Annotated in this window: 20 protein-coding genes; 5 read left to right on the top strand and 15 right to left on the bottom strand. The window is 73.8% G+C overall.

Annotated features, from left to right (window positions below; all coding sequences use genetic code 11):
• Positions 1-36: 36 nt before the first annotated feature.
• The 6 genes from B086_RS0122220 to B086_RS0122195 form a co-directional block, all read right to left on the bottom strand.
• A complete protein-coding gene (locus B086_RS0122220) occupies positions 37-402 on the bottom strand; it encodes a hypothetical protein (protein ID WP_018568632.1) in 366 nt (121 codons plus the stop codon).
• Positions 403-561: 159 nt separating this feature from the next.
• Complete coding sequence (gatB, locus tag B086_RS0122215; protein WP_018568631.1) at positions 562-2,076, bottom strand: Asp-tRNA(Asn)/Glu-tRNA(Gln) amidotransferase subunit GatB; 1,515 nt, start codon at positions 2,074-2,076, stop codon at positions 562-564.
• A gap of 16 nt (positions 2,077-2,092) precedes the next feature.
• Complete coding sequence (locus B086_RS0122210; protein WP_018568630.1) at positions 2,093-2,335, bottom strand: hypothetical protein; 243 nt, start codon at positions 2,333-2,335, stop codon at positions 2,093-2,095.
• Entirely contained in the window at positions 2,332-3,825 is a 1,494-nt protein-coding gene (gatA, locus tag B086_RS0122205) for an Asp-tRNA(Asn)/Glu-tRNA(Gln) amidotransferase subunit GatA (protein ID WP_018568629.1), read from the bottom strand. Before gatA ends, B086_RS0122210 begins: the two co-directional genes overlap by 4 nt.
• A 6-nt stretch (positions 3,826-3,831) precedes the next feature.
• Positions 3,832-4,128 (bottom strand): Asp-tRNA(Asn)/Glu-tRNA(Gln) amidotransferase subunit GatC, encoded by a 297-nt coding sequence (gatC, locus tag B086_RS0122200; RefSeq protein WP_006130840.1) that lies wholly within the window; start codon positions 4,126-4,128, stop codon positions 3,832-3,834.
• 139 nt (positions 4,129-4,267) lie between these two features.
• Positions 4,268-4,639: a DUF4267 domain-containing protein gene (locus B086_RS0122195; protein WP_018568628.1), complete on the bottom strand. Its 372-nt coding sequence runs from the start codon at positions 4,637-4,639 to the stop codon at positions 4,268-4,270.
• Between the two features lie 104 nt (positions 4,640-4,743).
• Between B086_RS0122195 and B086_RS0122190 the strand changes: the two genes are divergently transcribed.
• On the top strand, positions 4,744-5,331 hold the full coding sequence (locus tag B086_RS0122190) for a TetR/AcrR family transcriptional regulator (RefSeq protein ID WP_018568627.1): 588 nt from the start codon (positions 4,744-4,746) through the stop codon (positions 5,329-5,331).
• Between the two features lie 1,051 nt (positions 5,332-6,382).
• Here B086_RS0122190 and B086_RS0122185 read toward each other — a convergent pair.
• The 5 genes from B086_RS0122185 to B086_RS0122165 all read right to left on the bottom strand — a co-directional run bounded on the left by B086_RS0122185 (position 6,383) and on the right by B086_RS0122165 (position 13,404).
• Positions 6,383-8,641, bottom strand: a complete 2,259-nt coding sequence (locus tag B086_RS0122185; protein WP_018568626.1) for a putative bifunctional diguanylate cyclase/phosphodiesterase — start codon at positions 8,639-8,641, stop codon at positions 6,383-6,385.
• A 260-nt stretch (positions 8,642-8,901) separates the two neighbouring features.
• Positions 8,902-11,097 carry an NAD-dependent DNA ligase LigA gene (gene ligA / locus B086_RS0122180; RefSeq protein WP_018568625.1) on the bottom strand — a complete coding sequence of 732 codons (2,196 nt, stop codon included), beginning with the start codon at positions 11,095-11,097 and terminating at the stop codon, positions 8,902-8,904.
• Positions 11,098-11,112: 15 nt separating this feature from the next.
• Positions 11,113-12,120, bottom strand: a complete 1,008-nt coding sequence (locus B086_RS0122175; RefSeq protein WP_018568624.1) for a methionine synthase — start codon at positions 12,118-12,120, stop codon at positions 11,113-11,115.
• A gap of 30 nt (positions 12,121-12,150) precedes the next feature.
• Positions 12,151-12,849 (bottom strand): SDR family oxidoreductase, encoded by a 699-nt coding sequence (locus B086_RS0122170; protein WP_078531159.1) that lies wholly within the window; start codon positions 12,847-12,849, stop codon positions 12,151-12,153.
• A 15-nt stretch (positions 12,850-12,864) separates the two neighbouring features.
• Complete coding sequence (locus B086_RS0122165; RefSeq protein WP_018568622.1) at positions 12,865-13,404, bottom strand: TIGR00730 family Rossman fold protein; 540 nt, start codon at positions 13,402-13,404, stop codon at positions 12,865-12,867.
• A gap of 76 nt (positions 13,405-13,480) precedes the next feature.
• Between B086_RS0122165 and B086_RS0122160 the strand changes: the two genes are divergently transcribed.
• Together B086_RS0122160 and B086_RS0122155 are read left to right on the top strand one after the other, a co-directional pair.
• Complete coding sequence (locus B086_RS0122160) at positions 13,481-13,804, top strand: DUF427 domain-containing protein (protein ID WP_026252658.1); 324 nt, start codon at positions 13,481-13,483, stop codon at positions 13,802-13,804.
• Positions 13,805-13,842: 38 nt separating this feature from the next.
• Entirely contained in the window at positions 13,843-14,622 is a 780-nt protein-coding gene (locus B086_RS0122155; RefSeq protein WP_018568620.1) for an alpha/beta fold hydrolase, read from the top strand.
• A gap of 55 nt (positions 14,623-14,677) precedes the next feature.
• Here B086_RS0122155 and mnmA read toward each other — a convergent pair whose 3' ends face one another.
• Positions 14,678-15,808: a tRNA 2-thiouridine(34) synthase MnmA gene (gene mnmA / locus B086_RS0122150; protein ID WP_018568619.1), complete on the bottom strand. Its 1,131-nt coding sequence runs from the start codon at positions 15,806-15,808 to the stop codon at positions 14,678-14,680.
• 59 nt (positions 15,809-15,867) lie between these two features.
• Here mnmA and B086_RS0122145 point away from each other — a divergent pair, with 59 nt between their 5' ends.
• The gene (locus B086_RS0122145) at positions 15,868-16,548 is read left to right on the top strand and encodes an N-acetylmuramoyl-L-alanine amidase (RefSeq protein WP_018568618.1); all 681 of its coding nucleotides are present in this window, start codon (positions 15,868-15,870) and stop codon (positions 16,546-16,548) included.
• Positions 16,549-16,566: 18 nt separating this feature from the next.
• Here B086_RS0122145 and B086_RS0122140 read toward each other — a convergent pair whose 3' ends face one another.
• From B086_RS0122140 to B086_RS45060, 3 genes are all read right to left on the bottom strand, one after another.
• A complete protein-coding gene (locus tag B086_RS0122140) occupies positions 16,567-17,736 on the bottom strand; it encodes a cysteine desulfurase family protein (RefSeq protein WP_018568617.1) in 1,170 nt (389 codons plus the stop codon).
• A 92-nt stretch (positions 17,737-17,828) separates the two neighbouring features.
• Positions 17,829-18,095 (bottom strand): hypothetical protein, encoded by a 267-nt coding sequence (locus B086_RS0122135; protein WP_018568616.1) that lies wholly within the window; start codon positions 18,093-18,095, stop codon positions 17,829-17,831.
• Between the two features lie 44 nt (positions 18,096-18,139).
• On the bottom strand, positions 18,140-18,304 hold the full coding sequence (locus B086_RS45060) for a hypothetical protein (protein WP_018568615.1): 165 nt from the start codon (positions 18,302-18,304) through the stop codon (positions 18,140-18,142).
• A gap of 132 nt (positions 18,305-18,436) precedes the next feature.
• Here B086_RS45060 and B086_RS0122125 point away from each other — a divergent pair, with 132 nt between their 5' ends.
• The gene (locus B086_RS0122125) at positions 18,437-19,060 is read left to right on the top strand and encodes a TetR family transcriptional regulator (RefSeq protein WP_018568614.1); all 624 of its coding nucleotides are present in this window, start codon (positions 18,437-18,439) and stop codon (positions 19,058-19,060) included.
• Positions 19,061-19,176: the final 116 nt, after the last annotated feature.

The following is a 19,176-nucleotide window of genomic DNA, read 5'->3' as shown; positions in this document are numbered from 1 at the left end:
CAGGTCTCGCGGTGCTCGCAGGTCTCGCGGGGCGGTTCAGCCGGGCTGATCGCCGAGGGCCATCATCATGACCCCGGCGACGAGCAGCCACAGGGCCCGCCGGGTACGGCCGCGCTGCCCGAGTACGGCCGCGCAGGCGCAGACGGCGGCCCCGGCGGCGTAGGCGGCCGGTACGCGGGCGGAGGACGCGTCGGCGAGCCGCAGCAGGGCGGCGGCGCAACCGGCGAGCGTCAGCAGGGCACCGGCCCCGGCCGCCGTCCAGCGGGCGCGGCGGGCGACGGTGACGCCTTCCGGGCGGCCGTCGTCCCCGGCCAGGTCGTCCCCGGTCGGATCGTCGTCCAGGAGGGCGGTCGGTGCCGGGGATATCGCGGCGGGCGTCTCGGAGGCGGCGCGTCCACTCATGGCGGGCGAGCGTAGCGGCCCGGCGCGGCGGCCCGGACAGGGGGGGTGGTGCGGACGAAGCTGGAGGCATCCCGGGGAGGGACGACGGCATGCACCGAGGGGGATGCATCGGGTGCGATGCATCCCCCTCGGGGTGACCGCCTGGCGGCCTCGGGCGGCTCAGCCCTCGCTGACGCCGAGCTTCTCCAGGATCAGTTCCTTGACGCGGGCCGCGTCCGCCTGGCCGCGCGTGGCCTTCATGACCGCGCCGACCAGCGCACCGGCCGCCGCCACCTTGCCGCCGCGGATCTTGTCCGCGACGCCCGGGTTGCCGGCGATGGCCTCGTCGACGGCGGCGGTCAGCGCGCCCTCGTCGGAGACGACCTTGAGGCCGCGCTTGTCGACGACCTCGTCCGGGGTGCCCTCGCCCGCGAGGACACCCTCGATGACCTGCCGGGCCAGCTTGTCGTTCAGATCGCCGGAGGTCACCAGCTCGGTGACCCGGGCGACCTGCTGCGGCGTGATCGCCAGCTCGTCCAGGGAGCGGCCGGACTCGTTGGCGCTGCGCGCCAGCTCGCCCATCCACCACTTGCGGGCGGAGGTGGCGTCGGACCCGGCGTCGATGGTGGCGACGATCAGGTCCAGCGCACCGGCGTTGAGGATGGCCTGCATGTCGGTGGCCGTGATGCCCCACTCCGCCAGGAGGCGGGTGCGGCGGGCCAGCGGCGGCTCGGGCAGGGCGGCCCGGAGCTGCTCCACCCACTCACGGGCGGGGGCCACCGGGACCAGGTCGGGCTCCGGGAAGTACCGGTAGTCCTCGGCCTCCTCCTTGATGCGGCCCGAGGTGGTGGAACCGGTGTCCTCGTGGAAGTGGCGGGTCTCCTGGACGATGGTGCCGCCGGAGGAGAGCACCGCGGCGTGCCGCTGGATCTCGAACCGGGCGGCACGCTCGACGGAGCGCAGCGAGTTCACGTTCTTGGTCTCGCTGCGGGTGCCGAACTTGTCGGCGTCCTTGGGCATCAGCGACAGGTTCACGTCGCAGCGCATCTGGCCCATCTCCATGCGGGCCTCGGAGACGCCCAGGGCACGGATGACCTCGCGCAGCTCGCGGACGTAGGCCTTGGCGACCTCCGGGGCGCGCTCGCCGGCCCCGACGATCGGCTTGGTGACGATCTCGATGAGCGGGATGCCGGCGCGGTTGTAGTCGAGCAGGGAGTGGGACGCGCCGTGGATACGGCCGGTGGCGCCGCCGACGTGCGTCGACTTGCCGGTGTCCTCCTCCATGTGGGCGCGCTCGATCTCCACGCGGAAGGTCTCGCCGTCCTCCAGCTGCACGTCGAGGTAGCCGTCGAAGGCGATCGGCTCGTCGTACTGGGAGGTCTGGAAGTTCTTCGGCATGTCCGGATAGAAGTAGTTCTTCCGGGCGAAGCGGCACCATTCGGCGATCGAGCAGTTCAGCGCGAGGCCGATCTTGATCGCGGACTCGACTCCGGTCGCGTTGACGACCGGGAGCGCGCCGGGCATGCCGAGGCAGACCGGGCAGGTCTGGGAGTTCGGCTCGGCGCCGAGCGCCGTCGAACAGCCGCAGAACATCTTCGTCTTGGTGCCGAGTTCGACATGGACCTCAAGGCCCATGACGGGGTCGTACGACGCCAGCGCGTCCTCGTACGACACCAGGTCGGTCGTGGTGGTCACGGTGAAAACTTCCCTCTCAGCCCAGCAGGACGTCGTCGTCGCCCAGCCGCTTCAGCTCGCGGTAGAGGATGGCGAGGCCGGTGACGATGGCCGCGGCGGACACGGCGGCGTCGATCAGACGCAGCGTGTCGCTCTCGGAGCGGGCCTTCCTGGCCTGCTTGATGACGCCGACGGCGCCGAACGCGGTCGTCGCCATGGACAGGTACGTACCGGACTTGGACTTCTTGAAGCCCTTGGCCTTGGACAGGGCATTGCTCACAGCGACGGAGCCTCCTCGAGCAGCGGGTGTCCCCACTTTTCCACGAACGCGGCCTCGACGGCGGCGCCCACCTTGTAGAGCCGGTCGTCCTTCATCACCGGGGCGATGATCTGGAGGCCGACCGGGAGGTTGTCCTCCGGGGCCAGACCGCAGGGCAGGGACATGGCCGCGTTGCCCGCCAGGTTGGTGGGGATGGTGCACAGGTCGGCCAGGTACATCGCCATCGGGTCGTCGGCGCGCTCACCGATCGCGAAGGCGGTGGTCGGGGTCGTCGGGGAGACGATCACGTCGACCTGCTCGAACGCCGCGTCGAAGTCCTGCTTGATCAGCGTACGGACCTTCTGGGCGCTGCCGTAGTACGCGTCGTAGTAGCCGGAGCTGAGCGCGTAGGTGCCGAGCATGACGCGGCGCTTGACCTCGGGGCCGAAACCCGCCTCACGGGTGAGCGAGGTGACGTCCTCCGCCGAACGGGTGCCGTCGTCGCCGGTGCGCAGGCCGTAGCGCAGGCCGTCGAAGCGGGCCAGGTTGGAGGAGCACTCCGAGGGCGCGATCAGGTAGTACGCCGAGAGGGCCAGGTCGAAGGACGGGCAGTCCAGCTCGACGATCTCGGCGCCCAGCTCCCTGAGCACCTCGACGGACTCGTCGAAGCGCTGGATGACGCCGGCCTGGTAGCCCTCGCCGCGGAACTGCTTGACCACGCCGACGCGCATGCCCGCCACGCTGCCGTTGCGCGCGGCCTCGACGACCGGCGGGACCGGCGCGTCGATGGAGGTGGAGTCCATCGGGTCGTGCCCGGCGATCACCTCGTGCAGCAGGGCCGCGTCCAGGACCGTGCGGGCGCAGGGGCCGCCCTGGTCCAGCGAGGAGGAGAACGCCACCATGCCGTAGCGGGAGACCGCGCCGTAGGTCGGCTTGACGCCGACGGTGCCGGTGACGGCGGCCGGCTGGCGGATGGAGCCGCCGGTGTCGGTGCCGATGGCCAGCGGCGCCTGGTAGGAGGCGAGCGCGGCCGAGGAGCCGCCGCCGGAGCCGCCGGGGATCCGGGTGAGGTCCCAGGGGTTGCCGGTGGGGCCGTAGGCGCTGTTCTCGGTGGAGGAGCCCATGGCGAACTCGTCCATGTTGGTCTTGCCGAGGATGACGACGCCGGCGTCCTTGAGGCGCTTGGTGAGCGTCGCGTCGTACGGCGGGATCCATCCTTCGAGGATCTTGGAGCCGACGGTGGTCGGCACGCCCTCGGTGGTGAAGATGTCCTTGAGCGCGAGGGGGACGCCGGCCAGCGGGCCGAGCTTCTCCCCGCGCTCGCGCTTCTCGTCCACGGCGCGGGCCTGGGCGAGGGCGCCCTCGCGGTCGACGTGCAGGAAGGCGTGCACCTTCTCGTCGACGGCGTCGATCCGGGCCAGGTGCGCCTCGGTCACCTCGACGGCCGTCAGCTCGCCGGAGGCGATCCTCGCGGCGGTCTCGGCGGCGGTGAGCTTGATGATGTCCGTCATGACTGCTTACTCCTCCCCCAGGATCTGCGGCACCTTGAAACGCTGCTGCTCCTGGGCCGGGGCGCCGGACAGCGCCTGCTCGGGGGTGAGCGACGGACGGACCTCGTCCGCGCGCATGACGTTCGTCAGCGGCAGCGGGTGAGAGGTCGGCGGTACGTCTTGGTCGGCGACCTCACTGACGCGGGCCACCGCGCCGATGATGTCGTCCAGCTGTCCCGCGAAGTGGTCAAGCTCTTCGGGCTTCAGCTCCAGACGCGCCAGCCGGGCGAGGTGGGCGACCTCCTCGCGCGTGATGCCAGGCATGCAGCGTTCCTCTGGGGTGAGTGTGCGGTTCGGGCAAACCGGCTTGGACACGTCGGTTCGGGCAAGTCGGTTTGGCCCAATCCTATGGGGCCGGGACGGGTGCCCGTACAGCGGTTTCCCCCGGGGCGCCCGGGGCGCGTCACAGGGCGAAGAGCAGTCCGGCGCCGATCAGCACGACGACCGCCGTGGCGAAGTGGATCCCGAAGGCGACGGCCTTCGTGCCGCCGTGGCGCAGGACTATCAGGGTGTCGCCGAGCGGCACGAGGGCCACGCAGAGCAGGAACCACGCCTCGGCCCCGGCGCCCGCGAAGGCCAGCAGCGCCAGGCCCACGACGCCGAGGGTGCCGTCCCGGAGGCCCTTGATCGTCAGATAGGCACCGGCGTCGCCGGACGGGTCGGCGGGGACGCCGTACCCGGCGGCGGCCGGGCCGGGCTGGAACAGGAAGCGGTAGCCGAGGAACACGCAGAACAGGTCGAGCACGACGGCCAGGGTGTACGCGGTGACGGTCACGTCTCTTCTCCCGAATCTCCAGGGCTGGCACCTAGCGGTGCTAGCGATGGGAGCGAAGCTAGCAGAGCATCGACAGATTGGCTAGCGCCGCTAGAATGAGACGTATGACCATCCAGAAGCGCCGGGAGCGCGAACGAGCGGACCGCGAACGGCTGATCGTGACGGCCGCGCGGGAACTGGCCGAGGCGGAGGGCTGGGACGCGGTCACCACCCGTCGGCTCGCCGCCGAGATCGAGTACAGCCAGCCGGTCCTCTACAGCCACTTCAAGGGCAAGGACGCGATCATGGCGGCGGTCGCCGTGCAGGGCTGCGCGGAACTCGCCGTCGAGCTGCGCGCGGCGCGTACGACGGCCGAGGGCGTACGCCAGGCGCTCACCGCGGTGGGCGAGGCGTACACCGCCTTCGCCCGGCGGCGGCCCGCGCTCTACGACGCGATCTTCACTCACGAGACCGAGCTGCCGTTCGCCACCCCCGAGGCCCCGGCGGCCCTCCAGGAGGCGTTCGGCGAACTGCTGGCGGCGGTCACCCCCGTCGCGGCCGAGGGCGACGACCCGGCGCTCCTCACGGAGACGTACTGGGCCGGTCTGCACGGCCTGGTCACCCTGATGCGCAGCGGCCGCCTCCCGGAAGCCGCCCACGAACAGCGCCTCGCCCTTCTGACCAGCCACTTCGCCCCACCGGGCACGGCCTGACCCGGCCTGCGGGCCGGGCGTTCGGCCACGGCGGGCGGGCGCCGGGGTCACTCGTCGTCCGTCCGCCCGGTCGACGGGGCAGGGCCGCCGACAGGCGGGGCCGCCGACGGGGCGGAACCAGTCGCGCGCGCCGCAGGGCGCGAACGGACGTCGCCCCTCCCCGCAGGGGTTCCGGGCGCGGACCGACCGGACCGTGCTCCCCCACCGGGACGGCCCGGGGGCCGCAGGGCGGGTCATCGGGTGCGGGCGGCTCGCCCGCGCCGCGTCCCGCCACGCCTGCGGCCCCCGGGCCGGGCGACCGGCACCGCCGCCGCAGACGGCACGTCGCCCGCGCCCGGTGACCCGCCCGCGAACGGCCCGAACGCGCCGGGAAGGGCGGGCGCCGAAGTCACTCGTCGTCCGCCACCGGACGGCCCCAGCCGCGCGAACGGGCCTGCGGCTCCGCGGAGGACAGCATCGCCGGGCCTCAGCCGCGGGCCGGGCCGGGCCCGGCCGGAGGACATCCATCCGTCGCCGCCCGCACAGCCGCCGCCGGACGGCTTCGGGCACCCGACGAGGCATCGCCTTCTCACCGCGCCCCGCACCGGACCGGACCGGCCGGATGTCGCCCTGCGGAGAGCACGCGACGGTGAGCGTGACGCGGGCCGACGCGCCCGCCCCCGCCCCCGCGTCCGCGCGCCGCGCGGGCCGGGCGCGGAGCGCGCACCGCCGTCAGAACCGGTGCGCCGCCCGCAGGCAGCACCGAGAGCCGAGGACAGGCGGCCAGGCGGCCTGGATCACTCGTCCGTCGCCGCCGCCAGCGGGGCCGCCGCCGGGCCGACGCACCGCGCGAGCCGCGACAGCACGGACGGGCGTCGCCTGCGCGCGGGACACGGCACCGACCCGACCGCCGACCGCCGCCCCGACCAGGACCACGCGACGGCAGTGGGCGCGGCAGGGCGCGGGCAGGCCCGCCCGCCGACGCGTGGCCGCGCCCCGCGCGGGCCGGGCGGACGGCACCGCCGTCAGACCCGGTGCGCCGCCCGTGAAGAGCGACGGCCGGGCGCCGGGGTCACTCGTCCGTCGCCGCCGCGGGCAGGGCCGCCGCCGGGCGGACCCAGCCTCGGGAGCCGCGGGCGCGGAGCCAGGCTGTGGTCTCCTCGGGGGGCATCGCGGCGGCGACCAGCCAGCCCTGCACGGCGTCGCAGCGCAGGTCGCGCAGCCGCTCCCAGGTCTCGTCGTCCTCGACGCCCTCGGCGACGACCAGGAGGCCGAGGGAGTGGGCGAGGTCGACGGTGCAGCGCACGATCTCGGCGTCCTCGGTGTCCACCGCGAGGCGGGCCACGAAGGAGCGGTCGATCTTCAGTTCGCTCACCGGCAGCCGGCGCAGATGCACCAGCGAGGAGTAGCCGGTGCCGAAGTCGTCCAGGGACATCTTCACGCCGTGCGCGGTCAGGCCCGCCAGGGTGTCGGCGGCCCGCTGCGGGTCCTCCAGGAGGACATGCTCGGTGATCTCCAGCTGGAGGGCGCCCGCCGGGACGCCGTGCCGGGCGAGGCGGGCGGCCACCGAACCGGCGAAGCCGGGGGTGTGCACATCGCGCGGGGAGACATTGACGGCCACCGGCACGAACAGGCCCTGCGCGCGCCACGCGGCGACCTGCGCGAGGGCGGTCTCCAGCACGTACTCCGTCAGATGGGGCATCAGCCCCGAGGACTCGGCGATGGCTATGAACTCGTCCGGCGGCACCTTGCCGCGCTCGGGGTGCACCCAGCGCACCAGCGCCTCCAGGCCGGCCACCTGGCCGTCGAAGCGCACCTTGGGCTGGTAGTGCAGCTGCACCTCGTGGGCGTCCAGGGCACGGCGCAGATCGCCCAGGAGCCCGAGCCGGTCAGGGGTGTTGGAGTCCCGCTTCGACTCGTACGCCTCCACGCCGGTGCGGTCCCGCTTGGCCTGGTACATCGCCACGTCCGCCCGGCGCAGCATGCCCTCGGCGTCCAGGGCGTGATCGGGGAAGACGGCGACCCCGGCGCTGGCCTCCAGGACGAGGGTGAGCCCGTCCAGGTCGAGGGGCGAGCTGAGCGTGGTGACCAGGCCGCGCGCGATACGGGTCGCCGAGGTCGTGGAGTCGGCGACCGGCAGTAACACGGCGAACTCGTCCCCGCCGAGCCGCGCGGCCTCCGCCCCGCGCGGCAGCGCCTGCCGCAGCCGGTCGGCGATCTGGAGCAGCAGCCGGTCCCCGGCGAGGTGCCCGAGGGTGTCGTTGACCGAGCGGAAGCGGTCGAGGTCGATCAGCATGAGGGCGGCGCGGGCGCCGATGCGCTCGGCGTCGTCCAGGGCGGTCCAGATGCGCTCCAGCAGCCACTGCCGGTTGGGCAGCCCGGTCAGCGGGTCGCGCAACTGCTCCTCGGCGCGGGCGCGGGCGATCCACAGGGTGGAGTCCAGGGCGATGAGCGGGATGGCGAACAGCGGCAGCAGAACCGGTTCGGCGACGGCGACGACGCAGACCAGCGGCGCGATACCGAGCAGCGCCACCGCGACCAGGCCCTGTCTGACGAGCGCGGTGCGGGCCACGGTGGGCACCGGGTCGGTGCGCGGGGAGTGCAGGTACCACAGCAGGACGCGGGTCACCGCCAGGTAGACGGCGGCGACGAGCACCACCTGGAGGGCGGTGTACACGGTCCAGGTGCCCGGGTCCCAGGGGTGCTCCACGGTCGGCACCCGGCCGAAGGCACCGAGCAGCAGAGCGGCGGCGGCGATGCCGAGGATGTCGACCGAGCCGTGCAGCACGCCGGGGCGCCAGCGGTGGCGCCGGGCCACCCCGACCAGGACGACGACGGTGAGGCTGACCAGTCCGGCCGGCACCCAGCCGTAGAGCAGCAGCACGGCGAGGGTGAGGGCGGCGCCGGAGCCGGTGCCGCCCCACCAGCGGGCCCGGCCGAGCATGACCAGATGGCCGACGATGACGCCGGTGAGCACGGCCAGCGACCAGCCGGCCGTGCCGGACGGGAAGAGGGCGTGGCCCGCGGTGAACGCGCCGTAGAAACCGGCGCCGAGGGTGAGGGCGGCGGCCGAGGTGACCACCGCGGGCAGGGCCGGGCGGGACGGCTGCGTGCCGGTGCCGGGCAGTCCTGACAGGTGCTCACCGGGCGGGCGGACGGGCGGGCGCACCTCCGTGACCGCGTACGGCCGGGCGGCGCGGCCCGGGTGCCCCGGCGGTGCGGTGCGCCGGTCCGGGCGCGAACGCTGTCCCGTCCGCCTCCCCCGCGCGCGCCACGCGCCGGTCATCCGGCGCAGCCGTGAGTGCGGGGAGGCGCTCTCGGTCGGTTCCATTCCCGTCCCTCTCACAGCCGGCGGTGCCCACGCCACGCGGCCCGATGCCCGACGTCCCCTGGGCACAGCCGCGCTGGAAAACCCTTCCACGTACTCGTCAGGAGCACGGGGATGGCCCGGCCGCAACTGGGCACGGCGGGCGCACTCCACAACAGTAGGCCGCGGAAGGCTTCCTCGGGCAGCGGTCGCCGACGGTTGCCCGAATGCGCCCCGGCCACCCGTATGCATCTGATATGCGCCGATCGGAGGGCCTTCAACCGCTACTCTTCGGTCGGTAGAGCGACTTCGGCCGCCGCTTCCGGGCCCTGTTCCAGCAGAATTCCGAAACCTTCCTCGTTCAGCACCGGAACCTTCGCCTGCATCGCCTTGTCGTATTTCGAACCGGGGTTGTCGCCCACCACGACGAACGACGTCTTCTTCGACACCGCACCGGTCACCTTGGCGCCCCGGCTCTGGAGCGCGTCCTTGGCTCCGTCCCTGGTGAAGTGTTCGAGGGTGCCGGTGACCACGACCGTCAGGCCCTCCAGCGGACGCGGCCCCTCCTCCGCGCCGGAGGACGCGTCCTCCAACGGCACCCCGGCCGCCTTCCACTTGCGCACGATCTCGCGGTGCCAGTCCTCGGTGAACCACTCCTTGACGGCCGCCGCGATGATCGGGCCGACGCCGTCGATATTGGCCAGTTCCTCTTCTGTGGCCTGCTCGATCCGGTCCAGGGAACGGAACTCACGCGCGAGTGCCTGCGCGGCGACCGGGCCCACATGGCGGATGGAAAGCCCGTTCAGGAAGCGGGCCAGCGGGCGGTCCTTGGCCGCCGCGATGTTCTCCAGCAGCGCCAGGGTGTTCTTCTTCGGCTCGCCCTTCTGGTTGGCGAAGACGGTGACGACCTTCGCCTCGCCGGTCTTCGGGTCCCGCTTGGGCAGACCGCTGTCCGGGTCGAGGACATGGGCCTTGATGGGCAGCAGCTTCTCCACCGTCAGGTCGAACAGGTCGCCCTCGTCGGCCAGCGGCGGATCGGCCGGTTCCAGCGGGTGGGTGAGCGCGGCGGCGGCGACCTCGCCGAAGTGCTCGATGTCCAGGCACTGCCGGCCCGCCAGATACGAGACCCGCTCGCGCAACTGCGCCGGGCACGTACGGGCGTTGGGGCAGCGCAGGTCGATGTCGCCCTCCTTCATGGCCCGCAGCGGCGTCCCGCACTCGGGGCACTCGGCGGGCATGACGAACTCCCGCTCGCTGCCGTCGCGCAGGTCGACGACCGGGCCGAGGATCTCCGGGATGACGTCACCGGCCTTGCGCAGCACCACGGTGTCCCCGATGAGGACGCCCTTGGCCTTGACCACGTCCTGGTTGTGCAGGGTGGCGAACTCGACCTCCGAGCCGGCCACCGTGACCGGCTCGACCTGTGCGTACGGCGTGACCCGGCCGGTGCGTCCGACACCCACCTTGATGTCGAGGAGCTTGGTGTTGACCTCCTCGGGCGCGTACTTGTACGCGATGGCCCAGCGGGGCGCGCGGGCCGTGGAGCCGAGGCGGCCCTGGAGGCGGATCTCGTCGAGCTTGATGACGGCGCCGTCGATCTCGTGCGCCACGGAGTGCCGGTGCTCGCCGTAGTACGCGATGAACGCGCGCACGCCCGCGAGGTCGTCCACCACCCTGTTGTGCGGGGAGGTGGGCAGGCCCCAGCCGTGCAGCAGTTCGTACGCCTGGGAGAGGCGGTTCAGGCCCTCGTAGCCCTCCAGGGCGCCGATGCCGTGGACCACCATGTGCAGCGGGCGGGTGGCGGTGACGCGCGGGTCCTTCTGGCGCAGCGAACCGGCCGCCGCGTTGCGCGGGTTGGCGAAGGGCTTGTCGCCGGCCTCGACCAGCCGGGCGTTCAGCTCCTCGAACTTCTCCATCGGGAAGAAGACCTCGCCGCGGATCTCCACGAGGCCGGGCACCTTCTCGCCGTGCAGCCGGTCGGGGATCTCCGCGATGGTGCGCACATTGGGGGTGATGTCCTCGCCGGTGCGGCCGTCGCCGCGGGTGGCCGCGCGGGTCAGCCGGCCGTGCTCGTACGTCAGGTTGACGGCGAGGCCGTCGACCTTCAGCTCGCACAGGAAGTGGTACTCCTGCTCGCCCAGCTCGCGGGCGATGCGGTCGGCCCAGGCGGCGAGGTCGTCGTCGTTGAACGTGTTGTCCAGGGAGAGCATCCGCTCGCGGTGCTCGACGGCGGTGAACTCCGTGGCGTACGAACCCGCGACCTTCTGGGTGGGCGAGTCGGGCGTGCGCAGCTCCGGGTAGGTGTCCTCCAGGGCCTCCAGGGAGCGCAGCAGCCGGTCGAAGTCGGCGTCGCTGACGACGGGGGCGTCCTTCACGTAGTACCGGAAGCGGTGCTCCTCGACCTGCTCCGCGAGCCGGGCGTGCTCCTCCCGCGCCTCGGCGGGCACCGCTGTCTCCGCTTGCTGCTTGTCGCCGGCCACCGTGTTGTCCTCCCGTTACTCTGGGTTGTCCGCGAGGGATCTCGCCGCCCGGACGCAGTGGGCGAGCGCCTGGCGTGCGTACGCGGGGGAAGCTCCCGCGAGTCCGCACGCCGGGGTGAGGGTGACCGACCGGGCGAGCAGCTCCGGTCGCAGCCCCAGCCTGCGCCACAGCGTTCTGACACCCATGACGCTACCGGCAGGGTCTGACAACGGGCCGTCCGTGGTGGGGACGACACCGGCGAAGAGCCGGGTGCCGCCCTCCACCGCCTCGCCGATGGCCTCGTCGTCACGCTCGGTGAGGAGCGAGAGGTCGAAGGAGATGCCCGCGGCACCGGTCCGGCGCAGCAGCGCGAAGGGCACGTCGGGCGCGCAGGAGTGGACGACGACGGGACCTTCGGCGTGCGCGCCGAGGACGTCGCGCAGGCCGGCCTCCACGATCTGCCGGTCGACGGCCCGGTGGGTGCGGTAGCCGCTGGCGGTGCGCACCTGGCCGCGCAGCACGGCGGTCAGGGACGGCTCGTCCAGCTGGAGGACGAGGCGGGCGCCGGGCACCCGCCGCCGCACCTCCGCCAGGTGCAGCCGCAGCCCCTCGGCGAGCGAGGCGGTCAGGTCGCGGCAGGCGCCCGGGTCGGACAGGACCGCCTCGCCGTTCCTCAGCTCCAGTGCAGCGGCGAGCGTCCACGGCCCGGTCGCCTGGACCTTCAGCGCGCCCTCGTGGCCCTGGGTGAACTCCTCCAGGGCGTCCAGGTCCTCGCCCAGCCAGGACCTGGCCCGCCGGGTGTCGCGGCCCGGCCGGTCGCCCAGGCGCCAGCCGCTGGGCTCCACGCGCGCGTACATCTCGACGAGCATCCCGGCGGTGCGTCCGATCATGTCGGCGCCGGGCCCGCGCGCGGGCAGTTCGGGCAGGAAGGGGAAGTCCTCGAAGGTCCCGGTGACGGTCTTGACGGCCTCACGGGCGTCCCCGCCGGGCATCGACCCGAGGCCGGTGGCCGGGCCGAGGCCGAACTCGCTGTTTTCGCTCACCGCAGCAGCGTACGGAACGCCGCGGCGCGCTCAGTGCCCCGGCCGCACCGTGAGGTCGGTGACCTCCGCGTCCCGGGGCAGGTCGAGGGCCGTGAGGACGCTCGTCGCCACCGACTCGGGGTCGATCCAGCGGGCCGGGTCGTACTCCTTGCCCTCCTGCCGGTGCACCTTGACCTGCATGGGGCTCGCGGTGCGGCCCGGGTACACGGAGGTGACGCGGACGCCGTTGCCGTGCTCCTCCTGGCGCAGGGCGTCGGCGAGCGCCTTCAGACCGTGCTTGGAGGCGGCGTACGCGGCCCAGTCGGCGTGCGCGGCCAGGCCCGCACCGGAGTTGACGAAGACGACGTGGCCGCGGGCGGCGCGCAGCTGCGGCAGGAAGTGGCGGGTCAGCTCGGCGGGGGCGACCAGGTTGACGTTCAGCTGGTGGTGCCATGCCTTGGGGGTCAGTTCGCCGACCGGGCCGAGGTCGACGACGCCCGCGACGTGCAGCAGGGAGTCGACCCGGTCGGGCAGGCTCTGGTGCGAGAACGCCCAGCTGAGCCGGTCCGGGTCGGCGAGGTCGCCGACGAGGGTGCGGGCGCCGGGGAACTCGGCCGCCAGTTCCTTGGCGCGGCCCGCGTCGCGCGCGTGCAGCACGAGGTCGTCCCCGCGCGCGTGCAGGCGGCGGGCGAGGGCCGCGCCGATGCCGGAACCGGCCCCGGTGATCACATGTGTAGCCATGCCCGCCATGCTCGCACCCGCACGTCAGCGGCCGCTCAGCGACTCCTCCAGGTACGTGAGCGCCCCGGCGGGCTCCTCGGCGAAGAACGCCAGCTCGGCCAGCGGGCGGGGCAGGAAGCCCTCCTCCTCCATCCGGCGGAACTGCTCGCGCAGACCGTCGTAGAAGCCGGCCGTGTTGAGCAGCACCACGGGCTTGTCGGTGCGGCCGTGCTTCTTCAGCTCCAGGATCTCGGTGGCCTCGTCCAGGGTGCCGGTGCCGCCCACCATGACGACGACGGCGTCGGCCTTCTCCAGGAGGAGCTTCTTGCGCTCGGCGAGGTCGCCCGCGATCACCATCTCGTCGGCGCCGGGCCGGGCCTTGGCCGCCAGGAAGTCGACCGACACGCCGATCAGCCGTCCGCCCGCCTCCTGCACGCCGTCCGCGACGACCTTCATCAGGCCGGTGTCCGAGCCGCCCCACACCAGGCTGTGCCCGCCCTTGCCGAGCAGCCGGGCGAAGTCCCGGGCGGGGCGGGTGTAGCGGTCGTCGAGGTCGGCGGCGGAGAGGAAGACGCAGATGTTCATGCGCCTCACGGTACGCGGCGCCCGGCCGCCTTTCGCACACGGGAAGAAGCACGCGCGCGCGAGCGCTGTTCCCGTCATGACACAAGGACACACGATCACCGTCGAGCAGAGCGACGAGCAGGTGCGCGTGGTGCGCGCGGGGCAGGTCCTGGCGGAGAGCCGCCGCCCCCTGGTGCTGCGCGAGACCGGCTGTCCCCCGCGCTACTACCTGCCCGCCGAGGACGTACGCCTGGACCTGCTGACGCCCTCGGACACGCACACGCACTGCCCCTTCAAGGGCGACGCGTCCTACTGGTCGCTGCCGGACGCGCCGGACCTGGTGTGGGCCTATCCCGACCCGAAACCGGAGGTCGCGGCGATCAAGGACCACCTCTGCTTCTACGACACCGAAGTGTTGTAGCCCGGCGAGCCGCCGCGCGCGTGGCAGTCTGCACAGCCATGGACAAGAAGACCCTCTCCCGTGACGGCACCCCGATCGCCCTTCAGCGCACCGGCACGGGCCCGGTGGTCGTACTGGTCAGCGGGGCGATGTCGACGGGCGCCACGGTCGCGCCCCTGGCGGCGGCGCTGGCACCGGGGTGCACCGCGGTGGTGTACGACCGGCGGGGCCGCGGGGAGAGCGGCGACACGCCGCCGTACGCGGTGGAGCGCGAGGTGGAGGACCTGGCGGCCGTGGTGGAGGCGGCGGGCGGCGAGGCGGCGCTCTACGGCATCTCCTCGGGCGCCGTGCTGGCGCTGCGGGCGGCGGCCGCCGGGGTGCCGGTGCGGCGGGTGGCGGTGTACGAGCCGCCGTTCGAGGTGCGCCAGGACCGCGGCGCCGAGCGCGCCCGGTACTCCGCCGAGCTGGACCGGGCGCTGGCCGAGGGGCGGCGCGGGGACGCGGTGGAACTGTTCCTGCGGCTGACCGGGCTGGCCGACCAGATGATCGTCAACGCCCGCCACTCCCCCATGTGGCCGGGGCTTGAAGCGGTCGCGCCCACCCTCGCGTACGACGACGCCGTCATGGGCGACGGCACCGTCCCGGAGGCGCTGCTGGCGTCGGTCGCCGTGCCGGTGCTGGCCCTCGCGGGCGGCGCGAGCCCCGCCCCGATGCGCGAGGCGGCCCGCCGGGTCGCGCAGGCGGTGCCCGACGGCACGTACGGCGTCCTGGAGGGCCAGACACACGCGGTGGAGCCGGAGATGCTGGCGCCGGTGCTCACGGACTTCTACGGGGCGTAGGGCGCCCTCACGGCCGCCGCAGAGCCGGACGGCGGCCGGGGAGTCGGGCGGGCCGTCAGAGCGCGTCGGCCGTCGCCCGCCGGGTGGAGGCGATCGTCGCCGAGCCGACGACGCGGGTGCCGTCGTAGAGCACGATCGCCTGGCCGGGGGCCACGCCGCGCACGGGCTCGGCGAAGGACACCTCCAGGGTGCCGTCGACGAGTGCGGCGCGCACCTCGGTCTCGTCGCCGTGGGCGCGCAGCTGGGCGGTGTAGGTGCCGGGGCCGGCGGGGGCGGTGCCGCACCAGCGGGGGCGGACGGCGGTGAGGGCGTCGACGTCGAGGGCGGCGGCGGGGCCGACCGTGACGGTGTTGGTCACCGGGGAGATGTCCAGGACGTAGCGCGGCTTGCCGTCGGGGGCCGGGGTGCCGATCCGCAGGCCCTTGCGCTGGCCGATGGTGAAGCCGTAGGCGCCCTCGTGGCTGCCGACGACCGCGCCGGACTCGTCGACGATGTCGCCCTCGGCGCGGCCCAGGCGCTGCGCCAGGAAGCCCTGGGTGTCGCCGTCGGCGATGAAGCAGATGTCGTGGGAGTCGGGCTTCTTGGCGACGGCCAGGCCGCGGCGCTCGGCCTCGGCGCGGATCTCGTCCTTGGTGGTGACGGTGTCGCCCAGCGGGAAGAGCGCGTGCGCGAGCTGCCGCTCGTCCAGGACGCCGAGGACGTAGGACTGGTCCTTGGCCAGGTCGGAGGCGCGGTGCAGTTCGCGGGAGCCGTCCTCGCGCCGGACCACCTGCGCGTAGTGGCCGGTGCAGACCGCGTCGAAGCCGAGGGCGAGGGCCTTGTCCAGCAGCGCGGCGAACTTGATCTTCTCGTTGCAGCGCAGGCACGGGTTGGGGGTGCGGCCGGCCTCGTACTCGGCGACGAAGTCCTCCACGACGTCCTCGCGGAAGCGCTCGGCGAGGTCCCACACGTAGAAGGGGATGCCGATGACGTCGGCGGCCCGGCGGGCGTCGCGCGAGTCCTCGATGGTGCAGCAGCCCCGCGCGCCCGTGCGGAAGGACTGCGGGTTCGCGGAGAGCGCGAGGTGGACGCCGGTGACGTCGTGGCCTGCTTCCGCCGCGCGGGCCGCGGCGACGGCGGAGTCGACGCCGCCGGACATGGCGGCGAGGACGCGGAGGGGGCGGGGGCGCTGCGGGGTCTCAGTCATAGCCCCTCCAGGGTACGGGGCGCGGGAACCGGGGCCGCCGGATATCCGTTGGAGGTCGCATGGCGACGGAGAAGGCCCGGCAGGGCGGCGGGGACGGCGGCGCGGGGCGGTGGCCGGCCCGCCGCGCGGTGCTGGTCGGCGGGGCGGCGGCCGCCGTGGGCGGGGCGGTGCTGTGGCGCGGGGAGCTGTCCCGGCTGTGGTGGCGGCTGCCGGGCGACCAGCGGCCCCGGGTGGCGGGCGCGGTGGACTTCGCCGGTGCGCGCTGGGTGGCGGCCTCGTCGGCGAACTACCGGCGCGCGGACCGGCCGGACGACTACGCGGTGGACCGGGTGGTCGTCCATGTGACGCAGGGCAGTTACACGAGCGCGGTCAAGGCGTTCGAGGATCCGGGGCACCAGGCCGCCGCGCACTACATCGTGCGCGCGGACGGGCGGGTGACGCAGATGATCCGGGAGCTGGACGTGGCCTTCCACGCGGGCAACCGGGAGTACAACGAGCGCAGTGTCGGGATAGAGCACGAGGGGTTCGTGGAGAAGGCCGCGTCCTTCACGGACGCGATGTACGCCGCCTCGGCACGGCTGACGGCCCGGATCTGCGCGCGGTACGCGATACCCGTGGACCGCGCGCACATCATCGGGCATGTGGAGGTGCCGGGCACCGACCACACGGACCCGGGTCCGCACTGGGACTGGGACCGCTATCTGCGGCTGGTGCTGCGGGAGCGGACCGCGCGCACCTGAGTCCTCGCGCGGGTGCCCTCAGCTCAGGCCCGCCGCCCGTGCCCGCTCCACCGCCGGGCCGATGGCGCGGGCGACGGCCTCCACATCGGCCTCGGTGGAGGTGTGGCCGAGGGAGAAGCGCAGGGTGCCGCGGGCCAGGTCGGGGTCGGCGCCGGTGGCGAGCAGGACGTGGCTGGGCTGGGCGACGCCCGCGGTGCAGGCGGAGCCGGTGGAGCACTCGATGCCCTGGGCGTCCAGCAGGAGCAGCAGCGAGTCGCCCTCGCAGCCGGGGAAGGTGAAGTGGGCGTTGGCCGGGAGCCGTCCCCCGGGCGCCGGGTCGCCGCCGAGGATCGCGTCGGGGACGGCGGCGCGGACCGCGGTGACCAGGTCGTCGCGCAGGGCGCCGATCTCGCGGGCGAACCACTCGCGCTGTTCGGCGGCGAGCCGGCCGGCCACGGCGAAGGAGGCGACGGCGGGCACGTCGAGGGTGCCGGAGCGGACGTGGCGCTCCTGGCCGCCGCCGTGCAGCACCGGTACGGGGGTGTACTCGCGGCCCAGCAGCAGCGCGCCGATGCCGTAGGGGCCGCCGATCTTGTGGCCGGACACGGTCATCGCGGCGAGCCCGGAGGCGGCGAAGTCGACCGGGACCTGGCCGAACGCCTGGACGGCGTCCGCGTGCAGCGGTACGCCGAACTCGGCGGCCGCTTCCGCCAGTTCGCGGACCGGGAGGACGGTGCCGATCTCGTTGTTGGCCCACATCACGGTGGCCAGGGCCACGTCGGCGGGGTCGCGGGCGATGGCCTCGCGCAGGGCCTCGGGGTGGACGCGGCCGTAGGAGTCGACCGGGAGGTACTCGACGGTGGCGCCCTCGTGCTCGCCGAGCCAGTGGACGGCGTCGAGGACGGCGTGGTGCTCGACGGGGCTGGCCAGGACGCGGGTGCGGGCGGGGTCGGCGGCGCGGCGGGCCCAGTACAGGCCCTTGACGGCGAGGTTGTCGGCCTCGGTGCCGCCGGAGGTGTAGACGACCTCGCTGGGGCGGGCGCCGAGTGCTTCGGCGAGGATCTCGCGGGACTCCTCGACCGTGCGGCGGGCCCGGCGGCCGGACGCGTGGAGGGAGGAGGCGTTGCCGGTGAGGCCCAGCGCGGCGGTGAGTGCCTCTGCCGCCTCCGGGAGCATGGGGGTGGTCGCGGCGTGGTCGAGGTAAGCCATGGTGGGGCTGATTCTACGGGGCGCCCGCGGGCGTCCCCCGGTCACGGTCGCGCCGCAGCGCGGTCCTGCCGGGCGGCCGGTGTCCGGGCCGCTCAGAAGCTCCAGGACAGGGTGTGGTCCAGCTGGGCGAAGGAGAACAGGACGACCAGGTCGGCGATGCCGAGGGTCAGTCCGAGCAGGGCGCGGCCGCGGCGGGCGGTGCCGCGCCACAGGGCGACGGCGGCCAGGACGACGGCGATGGGGCCGAGGACGACGTTGAGGACGAGCAGTCCGATCAGGCCGAGGACGAAGGACGCGACGGCCATGCCGTCGGCGTCGCGGGCGAGCCGGCGGCTCGTGGCCGGTGCGGTGAGCTGCATGGCGGATGCCTCCTGCGGTGGCGGTCGGGGCGGGCCGGGCGGCGTCAGTGGGAGGTGCCGCGGCGGCGGGCGTGGCGCTCGCGGAGCGCGAAGACGGCGAGCCAGGCGGCGATGACGGTGGCGGCGACGGCGGTGAAGCCGAGCGGGACGTGGGCGACGGTGCCCAGGGTCACGCCGAACAGCAGCAGGGCGGCGACGAGGAACAGCATGGGATCGGATCCCCCTTCGGCGCCGGCCGGGGTCCTCCCGGCGGACGCTTGCGGTAACAGTTGTTCACTGACTACCCAGTCTAGCGCCGCTCCCGCTTGGAGATTACAGAGAACAGTTGTTAACTGTATGGCATGAGTCACACGCTCGGTGCCCGGCAGGCCCAGAAGCAGAAGACCCGCCGGGCCCTGCTGGACGCGGCGCTGGCCCTGCTGGAGGAGCAGAGCCTGAGCAGCCTGGGCCTGCGCGAGGTCACCCGCGCCGTGGGCGTGGCGCCGACCGCGTTCTACCGGCACTTCCGCTCCACCGCCGACCTCGGTGTCGCCCTGGTCGAGGAGGCGCTCGGCGGGCTGCACCCGATGATCCGGACCACGGTCTCCACGGCGGACGGCAGCGAGGAACGCATCACCCGCGCCGTGGAACTGATCGCCCGCCATGTGGCGGAGCAGCCCTCGCACGTCCGCTTCATCGCCCGCGAGCGCCACGGCGGGGTGCAGCCGGTGCGCGAGGCGATACGCGACCAACTGGCCCGCTTCGCCCGCGAGGTGAAGGACGAGCTGGCCAAGGACCCGCAGGCGCGCGGCTGGAGCGACGACGACCTGCTCATGCTCGCGCATCTGTACGTCGACCAGATGCTGATCACCGCCTCGCTCTTCCTGGAGGCCCCCGACTCCCCAGCGGAACGCGACCGGGTCGCCCGCCTGGCCACCCGCCGGCTGCGGCTGATCAGCATCGGCCGCCGGCACTGGCTGGAGTGAGCGGGGCAGCCGGGGCAGCCGGGGCAGCCGTGTCCGCTCTCCGCTGAAGCCGGGAGGAAGTCCGGGGCCGGCGGCCAGGGTGGGGGCGTACCGACGAAGTGATCACACCCGCCGGA

Source organism: Streptomyces sp. PsTaAH-124, assembly GCF_000373685.1.
Lineage (GTDB): Bacteria > Actinomycetota > Actinomycetes > Streptomycetales > Streptomycetaceae > Streptomyces > Streptomyces andamanensis.
This window is presented reverse-complemented; position numbering and strand designations above follow the sequence as displayed.

Coding starts and splice junctions, on each gene's coding strand:
- B086_RS0122220 (WP_018568632.1), bottom strand. CDS start 402: ATGAGTGGACGCGCCGCCTCCGAGACGCCCGCCGCGATATCCCCGGCA.
- gatA (WP_018568629.1), bottom strand. CDS start 3,825: ATGACGGACATCATCAAGCTCACCGCCGCCGAGACCGCCGCGAGGATC.
- gatC (WP_006130840.1), bottom strand. CDS start 4,128: ATGCCTGGCATCACGCGCGAGGAGGTCGCCCACCTCGCCCGGCTGGCG.
- B086_RS0122190 (WP_018568627.1), top strand. CDS start 4,744: ATGACCATCCAGAAGCGCCGGGAGCGCGAACGAGCGGACCGCGAACGG.
- B086_RS0122185 (WP_018568626.1), bottom strand. CDS start 8,641: ATGGAACCGACCGAGAGCGCCTCCCCGCACTCACGGCTGCGCCGGATG.
- B086_RS0122170 (WP_078531159.1), bottom strand. CDS start 12,849: ATGGCGGGCATGGCTACACATGTGATCACCGGGGCCGGTTCCGGCATC.
- B086_RS0122165 (WP_018568622.1), bottom strand. CDS start 13,404: ATGAACATCTGCGTCTTCCTCTCCGCCGCCGACCTCGACGACCGCTAC.
- B086_RS0122160 (WP_026252658.1), top strand. CDS start 13,481: ATGACACAAGGACACACGATCACCGTCGAGCAGAGCGACGAGCAGGTG.
- B086_RS0122155 (WP_018568620.1), top strand. CDS start 13,843: ATGGACAAGAAGACCCTCTCCCGTGACGGCACCCCGATCGCCCTTCAG.
- mnmA (WP_018568619.1), bottom strand. CDS start 15,808: ATGACTGAGACCCCGCAGCGCCCCCGCCCCCTCCGCGTCCTCGCCGCC.
- B086_RS0122145 (WP_018568618.1), top strand. CDS start 15,868: ATGGCGACGGAGAAGGCCCGGCAGGGCGGCGGGGACGGCGGCGCGGGG.
- B086_RS0122140 (WP_018568617.1), bottom strand. CDS start 17,736: ATGGCTTACCTCGACCACGCCGCGACCACCCCCATGCTCCCGGAGGCG.
- B086_RS0122135 (WP_018568616.1), bottom strand. CDS start 18,095: ATGCAGCTCACCGCACCGGCCACGAGCCGCCGGCTCGCCCGCGACGCC.
- B086_RS45060 (WP_018568615.1), bottom strand. CDS start 18,304: ATGCTGTTCCTCGTCGCCGCCCTGCTGCTGTTCGGCGTGACCCTGGGC.
- B086_RS0122125 (WP_018568614.1), top strand. CDS start 18,437: ATGAGTCACACGCTCGGTGCCCGGCAGGCCCAGAAGCAGAAGACCCGC.